Raw genomic sequence first — 17,455 nt, 5'->3', positions numbered from 1 at the left:
CCGTGAACCACACCACCCCCATCGATCAGGATTTGCCGGACACTGACGGACCCGGTGGCGGCAAGCTGGTCGACAACATCATGTATTTCGGTCGCGCACTGCGCGCCGCCGGCCTGCCGGTCGGTCCGGGCCGGATCATCGACGCGATCAAGGCGGTTGAAGTCGCGGGAATTACCAACCGCCGAGATTTTTACTGGGCTCTGCATTCAGTGTTCGTGAACCGCCGAGACCAACGCGAGATCTTCGACCAGGCATTTCACGTGTTCTGGCGCAACCCGCGGATCCTGGAGCGTATGCTGCAGGTGATCCTGCCGGAGTTCCGTGCCGACATTCCGGACGAGAAGGAACGCGAGGAGATGAACCGGCGGGTGGCCGAAGCGCTGCAACCGCCGAGATCCCCCCTGGAAGACGAAGGTCGGGAACCCGACGAGGATAACATCGAGTTCGACGCCTCGATGACCTGGTCTGACCGTGAGCTGCTGCGCGCGATGGACTTCGAGAAGATGTCCACCGAAGAGGTCAATCGCGCCAAGGCGGCGATCCGCGGAATGCGTCTGCCGATCATGGAGGTGCCAACCCGACGCTTCCGGGTGGCCGAGCACGGGCGCCGCATCGACCTGCGCCGGACCATGCGTGCCACCCTACGCTCCGGAGGCGACGAAATCCCGCTGCAGATGAAGAAGCGCCGAATGCGCCATCCGCCGCTGGTGACCCTGTGCGATATCTCCGGGTCGATGAGCCGGTACTCGCGCATGTTGCTGCATTTCATGCACGCCATCACCAGCGACCGCGACCGGGTCCACACCTTCCTGTTCGGAACACGATTGACCAATGTCACCCGCTACCTGCGGGCCCGCGATGTCGACGACGCGCTGGCCATGGTCGGCGCCAATGTCGACGACTGGTCGGGCGGCACCCGGATCGGCCACTCGCTGCACGAGTTCAACCGGTTCTGGGGACGACGGGTCCTGACCCAGGGCGCGGTCGTTCTGCTGATCACCGACGGGCTGGATCGAGAGGTCGGAGCCGGCCTCGCCGAAGAGATGGAACGGCTGCACAAATCCTGCAGGCGTCTGATCTGGCTCAATCCCCTGTTGCGCTTCGACGGCTTCGCGCCCAAGTCTTTAGGCGTTCGTGCCATCCTGCCGCATGTCGACGACTTCCGGACCGTCCATTCGCTCGACAGCCTAGAACAGCTCGCCAACGCCATCGGGCGACCGGCCGTGCGCCGCCGGGAGGGCATGGAGGGCTGGATGTCCGAACTGCAGCGGATCGAGGACGAGCGGACCACGACCTAAGGAGCCGGTTGATGACTGAAGCCAACGCGTTCGCCAGCCAGGATGACATTCTTGCCACTGCCGGATCGTGGTTGGCGGAAGGTCGAAAAGTCGCAATTGCAACAGTGGTCAAGACCTGGGGTAGTTCGCCCCGGCCGGTCGGCTCCCGCCTTGTGGTTGACGGCGACGGCGCCATGGTCGGCTCGGTATCGGGCGGTTGCATCGAAGGTGCCGTGATCAAGGAGGCCTTTGAGGTGATGGCCGGCGGAAAGCCCCGGCTGCTGGATTTCGGAGTCAGCGACGAGCAAGCCTGGGATGTCGGCCTGGCCTGTGGCGGCAAGGTCGAAGTCTGGGTCGAGCGGTTGGAGGGTTGAGCCGATGCACGTGGCACTGTTCAATTCCCTGCAGTCGGCACGATCGGCCAAGACGCCCGTGGCGCTGGTGACGGTTCTGTCGGATGGCGGGCAGTCCCTAGTCTATGCCGACCGGGTCGAGGGCAACCTGCCGGAGTCGGTAACCGCCGAGGCGCGCCAGCGCCTGCGCGACAACGCCGGCGGGGTGATCGAGCAAGGCGACGTCCGGTACTTCGTCGATTGTCACAACCCGCCGCTGCGAATCATCGTGGTGGGTGCCGTCCACATCTCCCAGACGCTGGTGCCGATGGCGGCGATTGCCGGTTACGAAGTGATCATCATCGATCCTCGGGCGAGTTTCGCGACCGCGGAGCGGTTCCCCAACGTGCGTCTGGTGGACGACTGGCCCGACGAAGCGATGCAGGCCCTGGCACCGGACGGCCGAACGGCGATCATCACTCTGACCCACGATCCGAAGCTGGACGACCCGGCGTTGGAAGTCGCGCTCAACTCCGATGCCTTCTACATCGCTTGCCTCGGCAGCCGCCGGACCCATGCCCGTCGGCTGGAGCGTCTGCGTGCCCTGGGGTTCGACGACGCTACGCTCGGACGGATTCATGGACCGGCGGGCCTGCCGATCGGTGCGGTGTCGCCAGCGGAGATCGCATTGTCAATCCTCGCCGAACTGACCGCCGTCCTGCACGAAGTCGAGACCGTGGCGAAGGCAGCCTGAGGGAGATATCCAGTGCAGTTCGGCGACGTTGCGATCGACGATGCGGAAGGCGTAATCCTGGCGCATTCGCTGCGCCTGGATGCCAAGGCCCTGAAGAAGGGTACGGTCCTTACCGCCGATGACATCGTCATCCTGCGTGAAGCCGGCTACACCCAGGTTGTCGCTGCCCGGCTGGACCCGGGGGACGTCAGCGAGGAAGATGCAGCCAATCGTTTGGCACGGGCGATGGTCGGCGATGCGGTTACGGCTGGCGCGGCCTTCACCGGCCGCTCCAACCTGTACGCCGAGACTGCCGGTGTGGTGGTCTACGATGCCGCTCGCCTGGATGCCTTCAACTTGGTGGACGAGTCGGTGACCCTGGCGATGGTTCCGCCGTTCCAGGCGGTCGAGGCCGGGCAGATGATCGCCACTTTGAAGATCATCCCGTTCGCAGTACCGGAGGACACCGTGCTGCTGACGGAATCGATCGCCCGTCGTGACACGCCGATGGTGCGGGTGGCGCCGTTCCGGCCGACACGGATCGGCCTGGTGCAGTCGCGTCTGCCCGGAACGAAGGAGAGCGTGCTGAACTCGACGTTCGAGGTGACGCGGGCACGCCTGCACCCGATGAACAGCGAGATCTGCCATGAGGTGCGGTGCGACCATGCCACCACGGATATCACCAAGGCGATCGAGGAAACCCTTCAGCACGGAGCGCAGATGGTGCTGATCTCCGGCGCGTCGGCGGTGGTCGATCGCCGCGACGTCGTGCCGGCCGGCATCGTCGCCGCAGGCGGAACGGTGACGCATTTCGGAATGCCGGTCGATCCGGGCAACCTGATGCTGATGGGGCGGATCGGCGACGCAACAGTGATCGGTCTGCCGGGCTGTGCACGCTCGCCGAAGCTCAACGGCTTCGACTGGGTGTTGCAGCGTGCCGTCGCCCGGCTGCCGGTCGATGGTCGGGAAGTCATGCGAATGGGTATTGGAGGGCTCTTGAAGGATATTCCAAGCCGGCCGATGCCCCGGACACGGGCCAAGGAGGGCAAGGTCACCCCACCGGCCCACAAGGTGCCGGCGCGCCGACCCCGCATTGGTGCGATCATCCTGGCCGGCGGCCAGTCGCGGCGGATGGGTGAGATCAACAAGCTGCTGGCCGATATCGGTGGCCGGGCCATGGTGCGCCATGTTGCCGACAACGTCCTGAATTCCGGCGCCGATCCAGTCGTGGTGGTGATCGGCCACGAGGCCGACAGGGTTCGTGGTGCGCTCGGTGGTTGCCCGGTGGTGTTCGCGGAGAACCCCGATTTCGGCGACGGGCTCTCGACCTCGTTGAAGACCGGCCTCGCCGCCCTGCCCCAGGACGTCGACGGCGCGATCGTCTGTCTGGCCGACATGCCGAAGGTCAACGCCTCGGTCATCAACCGGCTGATCGAGGCGTTTGATCCGATCGAAGGCCGGGCGATCGTGGTACCGACCCGCCGTGGCAAGCGCGGCAATCCGGTACTGTTCGCGCGTCGGTTCTTCGAGCAGATGGGCGCCGTCTCGGGCGACGTCGGCGCTCGGCACATCATCGGCGAGCACACTGAGATTGTGGTCGAGGTCGAGGTCGAGGACGAGTCGGTGCTGATCGATGTCGATACGCCCGCCGCCCTGGCTGCAATCACCAGCGAGGGCTTACCGTGAACGATCCGCTCTACCAGGCGGAAATCCTGGAACTCGCCAAACAGGGCAGGACAATCGGCCGACTGGAAAACCCGACGGTGTCGGCTCGGGTCGACAACCCGATCTGCGGGGACCGGATCACCATCGACCTCGCAGTCACCGACGGCCGGATCAGCGAGGTCGGCGCCAAGGTTCAGGGTTGCGCATTGTGCCAGGCCGCCGCAGCCATCATCGCCGCCGAGGCAGTCGGCGCCAGCGTCGACCAGTTGGCCAGGGTGCGGGATTCGGTCACCGGCTATCTCGCAGGCACGGTTGCTGAGACCGCCCTGCCCTGGACTCGGCTGGCGAATTTTGCACCGGTTCGAACCGCGCGATCACGTCACGACTGTGTGCTGCTGCCGTTCAAGGCGGCCGCCAATGCCGTCACGACGCTGGAAACCGTCAGCTCTTGATGTCGAGCGTGGCCTGCAGCAGTTCGTCGGCAGCCCTTATGGAGGCGAGATTGGCCTCAAGTTGGCGCTGGCCAGCAATCTGATCCGCCGTCTCACGCACCAGATCCACGTTTGGGCGGTGCACCAGACCGTCGGCGTCCGCATGGGAGGCCGAGGGGTCGTACTCCTGTATTGAGGACGGATCGACCAGCAACTGGCTGGAGCGAACCCCACCGGTTGCCGTGGTCTGATCGACGGAGCTCGCGGCACGGAACAACGTACGCCCCTCCGCGTCGGTGGCCGGGCCATCAACGGTGGGTGACGCCTGGCTGCGCAGGTTCGCGACGTTGTTCGCGGAATTGCCAAACCGCCGTTCCGCCGCCTGCACGCCGCTCAAGGCACTCGATAAGGCGTTGGTTATAGCCATGCCGTCATCATCCTCCGTAGAGATTAAATAATCGACAACGGCGTGGATTGCTAGGGAGCCGGCCGAACGAGCTCGTTCACAAAGTCGTCGAGTGCCTCAAGGGCGCCGTGGTCGAACAGGTTGGAGTGACCGCCCCCCTCCAGACGTGCGAACCGCTTGGGTTCGGACGCGGCCGCATACACCCGTGCACCGTGTTCAACCGGAATGACCCTGTCCTCGGTGCCGTGGACGATCAGTACCGGGGCCCGGACGCCCGGAATACGGCTCAGGGTATCGAAGCGGTCAAGCAGGAGCCGTCGAACCGGGACATACCAGTACTGCGACGCAGCAATATCAGCGATCGAGGTGTACGGCGCCTCCAGAACCACGCCGGCGACCGAATGCTCCTGCGCCAGCGCGGCGACCACGCCGGATCCAAGGGATTCGCCGTACAGAAGCACTGCATCCCGTTCGACACCCAGGCTTTCAACGGCAGTCAGCCAGCCATGCCCATCCCTGATCAACCCAGTCTCGCTCGGTCGTCCCGGGTTGCCTCCATATCCACGGTATCCGGCAAGCAGGACCCCGTATCCACGGGCGATCAGCCGCTGCGCCTTGGCTTCGCGCGTTCCGACATGACCGGCGTTCCCATGGAAATACACAATGGTCAGCCCGACGTCGGGTGGCGGGTACCACCATCCCTCGAGACTCAGCCCGTCAATGGTGGTCGCATGGACCCGGGTCATTGTCGGTGGCCCATCAAGCCCCGGCTCCGGGCGGGTGGTATCCGGCACAAAGAGGATCTGGCGTTGCAGCAGGAACAAGACGAGCACCAGCAACGTCCATGCGGCAGCCGCTCCCGCTGCAATCCCGATCACACCTCCCATTGTCCCGCCTATCGACCGCCCGTCCGTTCACCTATACTCAGAGACCATGCAACACGAGCGCCGATCCCACTATCCGATAATCTTCACGGCTGCGTTGATGCTGGTCTGTATCGTTGCCGGATCGGCGGCCATGGCTGCTCGGGTCCAATGGTATGTCGAGGTTCTGACCGACCCGATCAGCAAGAAGCCGCTTCTCGAAGCGCGTGTCCTCACGCAGGAGGGCTACGCCTTCAAACTCATGCGAAAGAACGATAACTCGATCTGGGGGGAATTCACGCTGCCTCGCTCGAGCCAAGCGATGCTGACGTCAGACAAGCTGCCGATCTATAACGTCGACCAGCATGATCGGATCGACTTGGACGAGCTCAAGAAGCTGGAAGTCGGCAGTGACCCGACTCTCTACAGAATCGCCGGGCGCTCAATTGAGTTCATCATCTGGGGGGATGCCCGTCGAGGTTTCATACCGCCGATTTTGCGCCAGATGATGCTGGGCGAGAATGTCCGCGTCACCTATTTCACCATCCTTGGAGAACGGATTGAGGCGGAGCTGACCCTGCGACGTGCCAACGAGGCGATTGCGCAGTTTCTGAAGGTCAAGCCGCTCGACCCCAAAGCCGATACCACCGAAGAGCCTGCGGAGAGCTTCGCCCTGGTGGCAAAGCGGTTTCAGGAGCTCTGCGATGACCTGCGTTTCACGGGGAACGATACCGATTACACCCGTTGCCGGGACTTGTTCTTCCGTTGCTCGGAAACTCCAGCGCAGACGTCGGAAACCTTCCAGCAGTGCCTGGGCTTCAACCCCACGCAGATGACAAAGCCACCCGCACCAGCCGACGCCGCCACTCCGAAAAGCTGACGAGGGTGTCCCGGGACTGTTAGACGGAAATCGAGATCTGATTCGGCTTGAAGCCCGTATGGCGGTAGCTTGCTGCCGCACCGCTGAATACCACCGGTGCGATGAAGGCGCGATCCGAGCCGCCTTCGGCGTCCTCGTCATCCGGTCCCACCGATGCCCCGAACGCATCCGGACTGGCCGTCCGCTCGAGACCGGCTTCCCGATCTTCGGCTGAACCTTGCGGCCCAGCCGCAGGAGCACTCGTGGCTTGGGGCGCGCTCTGAACGTCCGGGCCCTGATCGGGCGCCCCTTGAGCGGAGGCGGGCTGCTGTGCCGCCGCTGCGGCACTCGGCTCAGTCTCGCCGCCGTCCCCGTCTACGCCCTGTCTTGCTTCGGCCCGCTCTGCCTGCAACTCCGCCTGAGCCTGCTGACGCAATGCGTCGGCCTGCGCCGCAACCCGGCGGTCTTGCGATGACGGATCGGCCGGAGCGGAAGCAGCCGCCTTGATCTGCTGAGCTTTCTGGATTGTCGCCTCGGGATTGCCCCGCACCGGCGACGTGTCGATCGAGACCTCGCCACCCACAGCATACTGCCGACCGTCCGGACCGGTCTGATACGTGTACGTCGGCGACCCTGCATACTGACCGCCCGCCGCTGCGTGGGCCGCCTCATGCTGGCGCACCTCGGCATCGCGCTGTTGCAGTTCGCGAACCTGTTCCTGCTCCGCCTCGGTCAGGCCGTTCGCTCCAAGCTCTTCCGGTCCATCGCCTTCAGCCGCCGCAGGGGACCCGGTCGATACCGGAGTTGCAGGCTCTATCCCTTCCGGCTGGGACTGCTCGTCCAGCGACAGACCGATTGCCACCGCCAACACGAACGCGCCGCCGGCAATCAGCGGCCGGCGCGGACCGCTGCCGTCGACGCCCTCCTGGCCCGGCAGGCGAGCGACATCGGTTGCTTGCCGGTCCGTCCGGCGACCCGGAAGCTCCGGGATCCCGGCTCCCGGTCGTTGACGGTCAGCGGTCTCCCTCGCTTCCGTCGCCTCACGAGGATCGCGGCGTCCGGGCAGTGTCGTCCGATCGGTCTCGTCCTCACGCGTGGACGGTCGGCCAAAAGTGCCCGGCTGCCCGAATCCGGCAGTCGATCCGACCCCTCCTCCAACGATCTGCGACACACTCGTCATCGATTCCGACGTCCCCGTCCCTTAGGGATCTCGCGCTGCATACGTCACCTCTCTAGCACAGAAGTCCACATCAGGCGTTAACGGCTAGGGTTAACCCGCGTTTCAACCCAGGGCCGCCGGCCGAAGCGTGTGCAGAATGCATTCAGCGAGGCCGATGTAATGGGAGTTCGGCAGCGAGAAGAACCGCTGAAACAGGATGCCCGTCAGATCGCCACGCGTGAAGGAGTCGAGGAACATCTGGCTCACCGGGTGCAGCGGGTGTACCAGATGGCAGACCTCGTACATGGCCAGATGAGCGGGCATGAACGACCTCCGTGCATCGGCAAGGATGCAATCCCAACATGCCGGCCTCCATTCTCCAAGCACTTCCGAATCCACCGGGGCTTGGCCGACTGCGGCGGCTCTCCTAGGTTGACGCTCCACTTATCAAGGACGGCCCCTGGGCCGCGACCCCATGTCCGACAAACCGATCTCTCCACCGATCTGGATCCTGATCGCGGCCACGGCTACCGGCCCACTGGCGCTCAACATCTTCGTGCCGTCGATGCCGGGGCTGGTGCATGTGTTCGACACCGACTACGCCACGATCCAGCTGACCCTGACGCTGTATCTGGTGGGAGTTGCCCTGGCTCAATTGGCCTATGGTCCACTGTCTGATCGGTTCGGGCGCCGTCCTGCCATGTTGTACGGTCTGGCCATCTACGCTGCGGCCAGCCTGCTGTGCGCGGTTGCCTGGTCGGTCGAGACGCTGATCGTCGGCCGAATCCTCCAGGCGATCGGTGGATGCGCCGGCATGGTGCTGGGGCGGGCGATCGTCCGGGACGTCTATGAACGCGACCGCGCGGCGAGCGCCATTGCGTTGATCACCATGGCAATGGCGGTGGCGCCGGCCATCGCTCCCACGCTCGGCGGCTACCTGGAGACCGGGTTCGGGTGGCACGCAACCTTCCTGGCGCCGATGGTCATGGGATTGATTGTCCTGGCCGCCTCGTTCCGCGGCCTGAACGAGACCAATCTCACCCCGATCCCGCGGATCGACGTCCTGGCGATGCTGCGCCACTACGGCGAACTGCTCCGGTCCCGTGCGTTCATCGGATATGCCGGCAACTCGGCGATGTCGGTCGGCGCATTCTTCGCGTTCCTGGCCGGTGCCCCATACGTGGTGATCGAAATCCTGCACCGTCCCCCCGGCGAATACGGGCTGTACTTCGTGCTGATCTCCGTTGGCTACATGGTCGGCAACTTCGGGGCCAGCCGCCTGTCCCAGCGTCTCGGCGTCGACCGGATGATCCCGCTCGGCGTAGCGAGCTCAACGGTCGGTGGGCTGATCAGCGCGGGCTTCCTGCTGGCCGACGTCATTACCCCGGCCAGCGTGTTCCTGCCGATGATGCTGGTGGCTGTCGGCAACGGCCTCAGCCAGCCGAACAGCATTGCCGGTGCGATCAGCGTCAACCCGCGGATCGCCGGTGCCGCGTCAGGGCTCATGGGCTTCGGTCAGATGACCGTCGGGGCGCTCTTTACCGTCATAGTCGGTCACCTGCAGAACGACCATGATCACGCCGCGATGGCCGGCATGATCCTGTTTTCCTGTGTCGCCTCCTATCTGTTCTACAGGCTGGCGAAATCGGACCGGACCGCGTCATGACCAACTTGCCGCCACCCGAACAGCTGGACGAATTAATCGATCACATCCAGGCGCGCCTGGCCGCCGCCGTGTCGGACTATTCGGCCCCGTGGCGGACGCCGATGCTGGCCACGATCGGCGGTAGCGTGACGCCGACACTGCGCACAGTCGTGATCAGGGCAGTGGACCGTGCCGCCGGGTGGGTTCGGATTTACACCGACCGACGCTCCGACAAGGTGGCCCAGCTCATCGACCGCCCGGCGGTTGAACTTGGCTTCTGGGATCCATCCGTGAACCAACAGCTCCGCGTCGCCGGACGGGCCCAACTCCTGACCGACGCTGAAGCAGTCGACTCCGCGTGGGCGGCACTGCGTCCCGAAGCGCGACTGATCTACCAGTCAGCCGCCGCGCCCGGCACGCCGATCGACCCCACGGCGCCGGCGCCGCCGGACGCAGACCGCCGTGACGTGTTCTCGGTCATCAATATCCGATGGGAGCGATGGGATTGGCTGTGGCTCGGCCCGGACGGTCATCGCCGTGCCCGCATCCACTGGTCACGGGACGGAGAACGACAGGCTGTATGGGTCGTTCCCTAGAGCCGTCTGAATCGGAGCACCGACCCGAAGGGATCGGTTAGCGCGCGACCAATCGAACAATACGTCCGATGGCTGACGCCAGGAACGACGCGACGGCGAGAACGACCGGGGCCAGAATTTCGCTTTGCGCAAGGGTCATGGCAGCGCCGGGATCGCGCACGGCATTGCGCGAGACAGTCTGTGGCATGGTTGCCTCCTGCAACATCCGGTGAACGGTGCCCGCATGTAGGGCGTCGGTTGATCCGCCACCAGCGCCGCCGCATCGGGTCCGACCTGCGTTCACTGCATGGCTATCAATGCAAATCGCAAGGTACCGAGATGGTCAGGATTACCCGACGCGCCGGGCCAGCCGGAACGCGCGCTGGCCACGCATCGCGCGATGGTTCGGCATTACCAGGATGCAGCCGTCGTACGGGGTGCACAGTTCCTCGCCACCATCGACGGCGATCACCTGCCCCGCTTTAGGAAACTCTTCCAAGCCATTAAATTTACTCGAAAAATAAAAGTCATCAGAGCGAATGGTATGGCCATCCGTCACCTCGAGAATGGTCTGCGGCGCCGGCGTCCGATCGCATACATGAGCGTCGAAGAACTCCGGTGACACCATGTCCAACGCCTTCAGGAAGTACAGCGCGGTATCCAGCGCGACGACCGCGGATGCCTTGGCCCAATGATGTCCGCATTCCACCAGGACCGCGATCTTGTCGCTGGCCGGATCATTGAACGGCGCGTACTCAATCAGTCGCCGCCCTTCCACATGCCCAGAGCCGCCGGCGACCGTCGCCGGAACCCGCATGTCGCGGGCGAAGCGCCGCTCTTTCTCCAGGCCGTGGATCAACAGGATCGGCGCCGAGTAGGTTCCCATCGAGTGAATGTCGAGCAGCCGATCGACCTTGTCGTAGAGCGGACGCAGTTCACGGGCCCGCCGCAGTTCTACCGACATGTCGGGACCATCCAGCCGATCGGCCGTCCACACCCGGTTCATGTCCTCGTCGACGAATCGCGAACGTGTCGGTTCGGCCGGATCGAAACGGGCGTAGGCAGCCGGATTGACGAAGCACAGCGTCAGGCGGCCGCGGGTCGGGCGGACACCGGCCCGCAGCAACGTATCGAGCGCAATGGCGCCGCACAGCTCGTTGCCGTGGATCACCGCATTGATCATGGCATCCGGCCCAGGCACACCGCTGTCCAGATGGTGGACATAGTCGATCCCGACATTGCCGGTCTTCCACGCAGCAATATCGGGCGCCTCAAGTTCCACATGCAGGGTGTCGTCGACCATGGCAGCGTTCCCAACCCAAAGCCCTGCATCATGCGACGCGGACGGTGGCTGGTAAACCAGTCGGGGCTCTCGAGATGTCGCGCGGTGCGCTTGGCCACCCTTGCGCCTTTCAGCGACCGGCGGCCACGGCCCAGCCTCTACCGCGTCACTTCAGCAATGCAGTTCCCAAGCCGCTTTGGTCAAGCCGGGTCCGTCGCATCATCTTTCAGGAACCAGCCGAAGAAGACCGTGGCAAGGACAGCCGCGACCAATTGCACCCCGACGAATGCGGCAACATCGGCCGGGTTGATCCCTGCGAATGTGTTGGAGAACGCTCGTCCGATGGTGACGGCCGGGTTGGCGAAGGAGGTCGACGACGTGAACCAATAGGCTGCGGTGATGTAGAGCCCAACCGCGACCGGAATGAAGTCCGGACGTGCCCGCAGACAGGTGAGGATGGTGCCGACCAGTCCGAATGTCGCGACAAACTCTCCCACCCACTGCCCGAGTCCGGTGCGATCGGTGCTCGAGGGGTCAATCAGCGGATTGCCAAACATGATGTGGGCAGCGAAGACGCCCACGATTCCGCCCGAAATCTGCGCCAGAACGAACAGGCTGGCCGCCCGGGCCTCGATTTCTCTGCGCAGAAGGAAACAGAGGGTCACGGCCGGATTGAAATGCGCTCCCGAGATCGGCCCGAAGACGGTGATCAGAACCACAAGGATCGCGCCGGTGGGGATGGTGTTGCCGAGAAGGGCAACGGCCACGTTTCCACCGGCAAGCCGCTCGGCCATGATGCCGGATCCCACGACGGTTGCCAAAAGCGAGAACGTTCCAAGCCATTCCGCGATAAGTTTCCGGAGCATGTGTCTCACTTAGCTGGTGATCTGGTGGGTCAGGGAGCAGAAGCGGTCGAGGTCGACGTTCCCTCCCGTGACAACGGTTGCGACCGTTCTACCCGAGATATCGATCTGCCCGTTCAGCACCGCGGCGATACCCACGGCGGCCCCCGGTTCGACGACGATCTTGTAGTGCTCGAAGGCAAAGCGCATCGCTGCGGCCACATCGGCGTCACTCGCCGTCAAGCCGCCCGCGAGGAGCGCTTGGTTGATCGGAAAGGTGACGGTATTCGGGATCGGCGTCATGATCGCATCACAGATCGTGCGGAGCCCAATTGGATTTGGCACCCGCTGGCCAGCCAACAGGGATCGGCGGGTATCGTCGAAAAGCTCGGGCTCGACTGCGTAAACCTGGGTCCCCGGAGAAGTCTCTCGCGCGACGATCGCGGTGGAAGCGGTCAACCCGCCACCGCCACACGGCGTCAGAACCGCATCGATGCGCGCACCGAGCGCTTCAGCCTGTTCGAAGATCTCCAAGGCAACCGTTCCTGCGCCGGACAACACCTGCGGATGCGCACTTGGCGGGACATGGACGCGTCCCGTCTCCTGCCTGAGGCGTTCGACGACGTCGTCATAGTTTTCCCGATCCCGGTCGAAGGTCGCGATCTCGGCCCCCAGCGACCGCACGGCGGCCATCTTGGCCGCGGGCGCATCGTCGGGCATCACGATCAGCGCAGTCGAACCGAGGATCCGCGCCGCTTGCGACACCCCCAGCGCATGGTTGCCCGAGGAGTAGGTGATCGCACCAAGCGCGCGTTCTTCAGCGGTCATGTTCAGGATCCGCCAATAGGCGCCGCGGATCTTGAACGCACCGGTTCGCTGGGCGCATTCGGCCTTGATCAGCAGCCTGCCACCGAGCGACGCATTGACGTCGGCATTCTCGAGCAGTGGGGTGCGAACGACAGTGCCATTCAAGGCTCTTGCCGCGGCTCGAACATCATTCAGGGAAATAGGGAACTCGGTGGCAGGCATTGCACGTCCATCATCTGCGATGATCCGGAACACCGCGTCACCCGACCAAGCCTGCCCCACAGACCATCTGCAGAGCATTCTGCCGTCGTGGAGAAAGCACACTGCCCCCAGCGGCTAGATGGGTGGATGGGTGCCCAACTCCTCGATCCGACAATGCTTCGGTAATTTCCGAATTATCGAAATCCCTATCGAGCGCAGCGAGCCTTGTCAAGATTCGATAGTTCGGGCATTAACGAATTATGGAACAGGACAAAGCAATTGAGGCGTTTGCCGCATTGGCACAGCCGTCGCGCATGTCGATCTTCCGATTGCTCGTCCGCGCCGGTCCCGACGGTCTCCAGGTCGGTGAGATCTCGCGGAGGCTCAACATCGTGGCGTCCACCCTCTCCGGCCATCTTGGGGTTCTAAAACGGTCAGGTCTGCTGCGAGCCACCCGGCATCAGCGGGAGATCCATTACTTTGCCGATCTCGAGGTCGTGAACCATCTCGTAGGGTTCTTGCTGGCGGATTGCTGCGATGGTCGGCCGGACAACTGCTCCGAGGTCCTTTCGCTCCTGAACCCGGTGTGACCGGCAGGTCAACCTGTGCATCAGGTCGGCGAGCATCCAGCCGGTCGCGCCGACACATCGGATCCGCGTGACCTGCTCACCCGACGACCGACAAACGGGCTCTTCAACCGGACTCGACGGAACCAGCTCAGACCCGAATATTGCTTGGATTCTCTGGAACTGCGCCTGACACAGCCAGCCAACTCACAGAAAGAGTTGGCGACCCCTACGGGATTCGAACCCGTGTTGCCGCCGTGAGAGGGCGGTGTCCTAGGCCTCTAGACGAAGGGGTCGTCGGCGAGAGGCGTCAGATAGCAAGCCTCCCGTTGGAATGCAAGAGCCCGAACAGGAGTACTCTCAGACGATCAGGACGTCCACGCTGACCAAGCTGCTGGTCGAGTAGTTCGACAGCGTGATGGTGTTGCCGCTTCCGAGATCGATCACCACGTCGCTGCCGACCTGGGTAGCCCGTGACGTCACGTCGGAGAAGCTGGTAATCCCCGACCCATTCACATTGCTTTGGATCACCAGATAATCGGTGAAATAGGTGAAGTCGGAGATCGTGTCGTTGCCACTGCCGCTACCGAAGATGAACCGGTCAAAGCCGTCGCCGCCGATCAGGAGATCGTGCCCCTTGTTGCCGTATATCGTGTCATTGCCGGATTCACCGCTCACAGTGTCTTCGTCCTGACCGGCGTAGATCAGGTCGCTGCCGCTGCCACCCAGGATCAGGTCCGAACCATAATTGCCGTACAGGACATCGTTTCCCGATCCGCCGTCGATGGTCTCAATACCACTGCGGAACTTCGGCACGCCATCGCTGCCGGTACTCTCGGGACCATCGTTCTGGCCACCAAAGATCGTGTCGTTGCCCGATCCGCCACTCAGCAGATCGGATCCGATGTTGCCGTAGATCAGGTCAGCCCCGTCGCCACCCAGAACGGTATCGACGCCCGAACCGGCGGCGACCCCGTCATTGCCGCCCAGAACCGCAATGTAGTCCGCACCGTCGCGGCCGTGAACGTACTGAACGCCACTATCGCCGGTGAACGTCTCTGCGGTGTCCGCCCCGAACGTCACGTTGCCGATCGTCCCGGTGCCCGAGAAGCCGTAGAGATAGCGCGCGGCCAGAATGTCGTAGGATCCGAGAGACGTCGGATAGACGACGCTGCCGGTCGTGTAGGACATCACCGTGTTGTCGGTATTGTCGACCGATGCTGGCAGGAACGGTCCGGTGCTGTTGCCGTAGTCGCCCGGATGCTTCAACCCGATGGCGTGCCCGATCTCGTGCATGTACGTCAGGTAACCGTAGTTTCCGACGACCGGCGCAGTGTTGTAGGCAAAGGAATTGCTGATCCAGATATCGCCGCCGATGGCGCTGGTGCTCGGGTAGTACGCATAGCCCGCAAAATCGGACATCGCCTCGCTGCCGAAACGCAGCGTCCCGCCACCACCGGCGTCCGAAACCTCAACGAAGGTGATATTGGCGGCCGACGACCATTCGGCCAGGGCAAGCCGCGCCGCCGACTTCATGGTGACGTTGAATTCCTGGAAGTTCGAGGCGGTCGAGTTGTACGACGGATTGCTGGTCAGGAACGAGTAGGTGACGGTCACCGACTGCCCCATCAGGCCGATCGGCCCCCACTTCGAGGACGATCCGGCGACCAGCGCGTCGATTGTTCCGTCGCCCGAGGATTCGGAAGAGGTCAGGGCCTGACGACCCTCTGCCTGGAACGCCCCCGCACCACCAGCGCCGCAACCCGCACAGCCGCAATAGCGATGCGCCGCCAACTCACTGTCGTGTCCGATGGACATAGATCCCTCCGAACGCACCATTTCCTAAGGGTGCGCGCCAGCCGACCCTCTGGTCAAGATTGCTGCAGGGAAATGGCGACCCCTACGGGATTCGAACCCGTGTCGCCGCCGTGAAAGGGCGGTGTCCTAGGCCTCTAGACGAAGGGGTCTCGTCGGCAGGGGGATGTACCCCCGAGACGGCTGGAAATCAACCCCACAACGACGGCGTTGATCAACCAGTTGCGGGCGCCGCGTCATCGACGATCAATTGGACCTGATCGCCTCCCCGAAAGTCGTCGGCGCGGAGATGCCCGGCCACATGAAACGGCGTGCCCCCGGCCTTGAGCAAGGCCTGGCCAAGGTCACCGTCCAGCGCCCGGAACGCGATTGCCTTGACCCGGGCGCCGTCGGATCCCATCAGCGTGCAGCGGACGTGGTTCTCGCCGACCACGCCGGCTCCGACCACCCGCACGGCCGGAAACGCGAATCGCGGTTCGGCGTTTCCGGTGCCGAACGGCCCGATGCGGCCGACCGTACGAACCAGATCTCCGGTTGCTCCGCTCGGCGCCAGCGCGGCATCGATCGACAGGCTTGCCGTCCGGTCGCCATCGGCCAGATCGGCGGTGACACGCTCGCAGAGAAACGCCTGAAACGCCTCCACGCGGTCGGCCGCCACGGTAAAGCCGGCCGCCATGGCATGCCCACCGCCTTTGATCAGCACGCCGGCCTGTTGCGCAGCGATCACCGCCGCGCCCAACTGGACGCCCGTCACGGAACGGCCGGACCCCTTGCCGACCCCATCCTCAACACCGATCACACACGCCGGGCGATGAAACCGATCCTTCAACCGGCTCGCGACGATGCCGACGACGCCCGGGTGCCAGCCTTCTCCGAACACCACCAGCGCGGCCGCGTTGGTCTGGGTCTCAGCCTGGGCGATCGCGGCTTCGAGAACCTCGGCCTCGATGGCCCGCCGCTCGCCGTTGTAGCGGTCGAGTTCGGCGGCCAGCGTTGCCGCCTCCACCGGATCATCGGTTGCCAACAGCCGGGCTCCGAGATCCGCCCGCCCGACCCGTCCACCCGCGTTGATCCGCGGCCCGAGCACGAAGCCGAGATGGTACGGGTCCGGACGCCGGTCCAGCTTGGCGATGTCACCAAGCGCCGCCAGGCCCGGGTTCCCGCGCCCGGCCATCACCCGGATGCCCTGCGCGACAAAGGCTCTGTTCAGCCCGGCAAGCGGCACCACGTCGCACACGGTGCCAAGCGCCACGAGATCCAGCAGAACCCGCAGATCCGGCTCCGGCCGTTGCCGGAACCAGCCACGGCGCCGCAACTCCCGGTTCAATGCAACCAGCACAAGGAATGTGACGCCACACGCCGCCAGTTGGCCGTACCCGCCGGATTCGTCCAGCCGGTTGGGATTCACCACCGCCACCGCCGGCGGCAGTTGGGGGCCGGCCAAGTGGTGATCGATCACCAGCATGTCGATTCCGGCCGCACGGGCCTGACCGAGGGTCTCGACCGCCAGGATTCCGCAGTCGAGGCACACGACAACCCCGGCGCCCTGCCCGGCTAGGCCTTCAATCGCCGGCAGGTTGGGGCCGTAACCTTCATCAATGCGGTCCGGGATGTGCACGATCGATGTTGCCCCGACGGCCCTCAGATATCGGGTCATCAGGGCCGCCGAGGTGGCGCCATCGACATCGTAGTCTGCGAACAGCCCGACCGGCTGTCCGCCCTGCACGGCATCGCTCAGCCGTGCCGCCGCGACATCCATGTCCTTCAGCACGCTCGGATCGGGCAACTCGGCCTTCAGGGTCGGCTCCAGGAACCGCTCGACCCCGTCGAGCCCGATGCCGCGCTGGGCGATCAGGCGGCCGACAATCTCCGGCACCCCGTGACGCTGAGCAATCGCGAGACCGAGGCGCTCAGCCTCGATCACCGCGCCGCCGCGCGCAATCCACCGCTTGCCCGTAACCGATCGCTCGACGCCGAGGACCGGGGTGGTCATTGCA

The 17,455-nt window shown here is 64.3% G+C and carries 19 protein-coding genes and 2 tRNA genes; 9 read left to right on the top strand and 12 right to left on the bottom strand.

All coding sequences use genetic code 11. The features are described from left to right. Positions 1-32 precede the first annotated feature (32 nt). From RIC54_RS00655 to RIC54_RS00635, 5 genes are read left to right on the top strand one after another with little or no spacing between them, the layout of a single operon-like run. Entirely contained in the window at positions 33-1,298 is a 1,266-nt protein-coding gene (locus tag RIC54_RS00655) for a vWA domain-containing protein (protein ID WP_350097816.1), read from the top strand. 11 nt (positions 1,299-1,309) lie between these two features. Further along, positions 1,310-1,651: an XdhC family protein gene (locus RIC54_RS00650; protein ID WP_350097818.1), complete on the top strand. Its 342-nt coding sequence runs from the start codon at positions 1,310-1,312 to the stop codon at positions 1,649-1,651. Positions 1,652-1,655: 4 nt separating this feature from the next. Further along, a complete protein-coding gene (locus RIC54_RS00645) occupies positions 1,656-2,363 on the top strand; it encodes an XdhC family protein (RefSeq protein WP_350097820.1) in 708 nt (235 codons plus the stop codon). Positions 2,364-2,375: 12 nt separating this feature from the next. Next, positions 2,376-4,028 carry an NTP transferase domain-containing protein gene (locus tag RIC54_RS00640; RefSeq protein WP_350097822.1) on the top strand — a complete coding sequence of 551 codons (1,653 nt, stop codon included), beginning with the start codon at positions 2,376-2,378 and terminating at the stop codon, positions 4,026-4,028. Then, positions 4,025-4,459, top strand: a complete 435-nt coding sequence (locus RIC54_RS00635) for an iron-sulfur cluster assembly scaffold protein (protein WP_350097824.1) — start codon at positions 4,025-4,027, stop codon at positions 4,457-4,459. Before RIC54_RS00640 ends, RIC54_RS00635 begins: the two co-directional genes overlap by 4 nt. Here the strand turns inward: RIC54_RS00635 and RIC54_RS00630 are convergent. After that, positions 4,449-4,865 carry a flagellar basal body rod C-terminal domain-containing protein gene (locus RIC54_RS00630; RefSeq protein ID WP_350097826.1) on the bottom strand — a complete coding sequence of 139 codons (417 nt, stop codon included), beginning with the start codon at positions 4,863-4,865 and terminating at the stop codon, positions 4,449-4,451. The two genes, RIC54_RS00635 and RIC54_RS00630, sit on opposite strands and share 11 nt — an antisense overlap. Positions 4,866-4,915: 50 nt before the next feature. Then, entirely contained in the window at positions 4,916-5,731 is an 816-nt protein-coding gene (locus tag RIC54_RS00625; protein ID WP_350097828.1) for an alpha/beta hydrolase, read from the bottom strand. A gap of 97 nt (positions 5,732-5,828) precedes the next feature. Here RIC54_RS00625 and RIC54_RS00620 point away from each other — a divergent pair, with 97 nt between their 5' ends. Further along, positions 5,829-6,587, top strand: coding sequence for a hypothetical protein (locus RIC54_RS00620; protein WP_350097830.1), 759 nt, complete (start codon positions 5,829-5,831; stop codon positions 6,585-6,587). A 19-nt stretch (positions 6,588-6,606) separates the two neighbouring features. Here the strand turns inward: RIC54_RS00620 and RIC54_RS00615 are convergent, their stop codons facing one another. Together RIC54_RS00615 and RIC54_RS00610 are read right to left on the bottom strand one after the other, a co-directional pair. Further along, positions 6,607-7,428 carry a putative metalloprotease CJM1_0395 family protein gene (locus tag RIC54_RS00615; RefSeq protein WP_350150430.1) on the bottom strand — a complete coding sequence of 274 codons (822 nt, stop codon included), beginning with the start codon at positions 7,426-7,428 and terminating at the stop codon, positions 6,607-6,609. A 420-nt stretch (positions 7,429-7,848) separates the two neighbouring features. Further along, positions 7,849-8,049 carry a hypothetical protein gene (locus RIC54_RS00610; protein ID WP_350097834.1) on the bottom strand — a complete coding sequence of 67 codons (201 nt, stop codon included), beginning with the start codon at positions 8,047-8,049 and terminating at the stop codon, positions 7,849-7,851. A 151-nt stretch (positions 8,050-8,200) separates the two neighbouring features. On the opposite strand from RIC54_RS00610, the gene RIC54_RS00605 reads away from it, so the two are divergent. Both RIC54_RS00605 and RIC54_RS00600 read left to right on the top strand, forming a co-directional pair. After that, a complete protein-coding gene (locus RIC54_RS00605) occupies positions 8,201-9,391 on the top strand; it encodes a multidrug effflux MFS transporter (RefSeq protein WP_350097836.1) in 1,191 nt (396 codons plus the stop codon). Next, positions 9,388-9,966, top strand: coding sequence for a pyridoxamine 5'-phosphate oxidase family protein (locus tag RIC54_RS00600; protein WP_350097838.1), 579 nt, complete (start codon positions 9,388-9,390; stop codon positions 9,964-9,966). Before RIC54_RS00605 ends, RIC54_RS00600 begins: the two co-directional genes overlap by 4 nt. Before the next feature lie 37 nt (positions 9,967-10,003). Here the strand turns inward: RIC54_RS00600 and RIC54_RS00595 are convergent, their stop codons facing one another. The 4 genes from RIC54_RS00595 to RIC54_RS00580 all read right to left on the bottom strand — a co-directional run bounded on the left by RIC54_RS00595 (position 10,004) and on the right by RIC54_RS00580 (position 13,098). Then, a complete protein-coding gene (locus RIC54_RS00595; protein ID WP_350097840.1) occupies positions 10,004-10,153 on the bottom strand; it encodes a hypothetical protein in 150 nt (49 codons plus the stop codon). Positions 10,154-10,294: 141 nt separating this feature from the next. Then, the gene (locus RIC54_RS00590) at positions 10,295-11,248 is read right to left on the bottom strand and encodes a M14 family metallopeptidase (RefSeq protein ID WP_350097842.1); all 954 of its coding nucleotides are present in this window, start codon (positions 11,246-11,248) and stop codon (positions 10,295-10,297) included. A gap of 179 nt (positions 11,249-11,427) precedes the next feature. Next, a complete protein-coding gene (locus RIC54_RS00585; protein ID WP_350097844.1) occupies positions 11,428-12,093 on the bottom strand; it encodes an aquaporin in 666 nt (221 codons plus the stop codon). 9 nt (positions 12,094-12,102) lie between these two features. Further along, on the bottom strand, positions 12,103-13,098 hold the full coding sequence (locus tag RIC54_RS00580) for a threonine ammonia-lyase (RefSeq protein WP_350097846.1): 996 nt from the start codon (positions 13,096-13,098) through the stop codon (positions 12,103-12,105). 239 nt (positions 13,099-13,337) lie between these two features. Here RIC54_RS00580 and RIC54_RS00575 point away from each other — a divergent pair, with 239 nt between their 5' ends. After that, positions 13,338-13,667, top strand: coding sequence for an ArsR/SmtB family transcription factor (locus RIC54_RS00575; RefSeq protein ID WP_350150401.1), 330 nt, complete (start codon positions 13,338-13,340; stop codon positions 13,665-13,667). Between the two features lie 196 nt (positions 13,668-13,863). Here RIC54_RS00575 and RIC54_RS00570 read toward each other — a convergent pair. From RIC54_RS00570 to recJ, 4 genes are all read right to left on the bottom strand, one after another. Further along, positions 13,864-13,939: transfer RNA gene (locus tag RIC54_RS00570), tRNA-Glu, on the bottom strand. 64 nt (positions 13,940-14,003) lie between these two features. Further along, a complete protein-coding gene (locus tag RIC54_RS00565) occupies positions 14,004-15,461 on the bottom strand; it encodes a matrixin family metalloprotease (RefSeq protein WP_350097848.1) in 1,458 nt (485 codons plus the stop codon). Positions 15,462-15,534: 73 nt separating this feature from the next. Further along, positions 15,535-15,610 (bottom strand) — tRNA-Glu (locus tag RIC54_RS00560). Positions 15,611-15,672: 62 nt separating this feature from the next. After that, positions 15,673-17,451, bottom strand: coding sequence for a single-stranded-DNA-specific exonuclease RecJ (recJ, locus tag RIC54_RS00555; protein WP_350097850.1), 1,779 nt, complete (start codon positions 17,449-17,451; stop codon positions 15,673-15,675). Positions 17,452-17,455 lie beyond the last annotated feature (4 nt).

The sequence above is a fragment of the Thalassobaculum sp. genome (assembly GCF_040219215.1).
Lineage (GTDB): Bacteria > Pseudomonadota > Alphaproteobacteria > Thalassobaculales > Thalassobaculaceae > Thalassobaculum_A.
The sequence above is the reverse complement of the archived record's forward strand: the minus strand, read 5'-3'. Positions and strand labels throughout refer to the sequence as shown.

Bases quoted from the DNA above. Each gene is read 5' to 3' on its own strand.
- RIC54_RS00645 (WP_350097820.1), top strand. From the start codon at position 1,656: ATGCACGTGGCACTGTTCAATTCCCTGCAGTCGGCACGATCGGCCAAG.
- RIC54_RS00620 (WP_350097830.1), top strand. From the start codon at position 5,829: ATGCTGGTCTGTATCGTTGCCGGATCGGCGGCCATGGCTGCTCGGGTC.
- RIC54_RS00590 (WP_350097842.1), bottom strand. From the start codon at position 11,248: ATGGTCGACGACACCCTGCATGTGGAACTTGAGGCGCCCGATATTGCT.
- RIC54_RS00575 (WP_350150401.1), top strand. From the start codon at position 13,338: ATGGAACAGGACAAAGCAATTGAGGCGTTTGCCGCATTGGCACAGCCG.
- RIC54_RS00580 (WP_350097846.1), bottom strand. From the start codon at position 13,098: ATGCCTGCCACCGAGTTCCCTATTTCCCTGAATGATGTTCGAGCCGCG.
- RIC54_RS00600 (WP_350097838.1), top strand. From the start codon at position 9,388: ATGACCAACTTGCCGCCACCCGAACAGCTGGACGAATTAATCGATCAC.
- RIC54_RS00605 (WP_350097836.1), top strand. From the start codon at position 8,201: ATGTCCGACAAACCGATCTCTCCACCGATCTGGATCCTGATCGCGGCC.
- recJ (WP_350097850.1), bottom strand. From the start codon at position 17,451: ATGACCACCCCGGTCCTCGGCGTCGAGCGATCGGTTACGGGCAAGCGG.
- RIC54_RS00625 (WP_350097828.1), bottom strand. From the start codon at position 5,731: ATGGGAGGTGTGATCGGGATTGCAGCGGGAGCGGCTGCCGCATGGACG.
- RIC54_RS00565 (WP_350097848.1), bottom strand. From the start codon at position 15,461: ATGTCCATCGGACACGACAGTGAGTTGGCGGCGCATCGCTATTGCGGC.
- RIC54_RS00595 (WP_350097840.1), bottom strand. From the start codon at position 10,153: ATGCCACAGACTGTCTCGCGCAATGCCGTGCGCGATCCCGGCGCTGCC.
- RIC54_RS00630 (WP_350097826.1), bottom strand. From the start codon at position 4,865: ATGGCTATAACCAACGCCTTATCGAGTGCCTTGAGCGGCGTGCAGGCG.
- RIC54_RS00610 (WP_350097834.1), bottom strand. From the start codon at position 8,049: ATGCCCGCTCATCTGGCCATGTACGAGGTCTGCCATCTGGTACACCCG.
- RIC54_RS00650 (WP_350097818.1), top strand. From the start codon at position 1,310: ATGACTGAAGCCAACGCGTTCGCCAGCCAGGATGACATTCTTGCCACT.
- RIC54_RS00585 (WP_350097844.1), bottom strand. From the start codon at position 12,093: ATGCTCCGGAAACTTATCGCGGAATGGCTTGGAACGTTCTCGCTTTTG.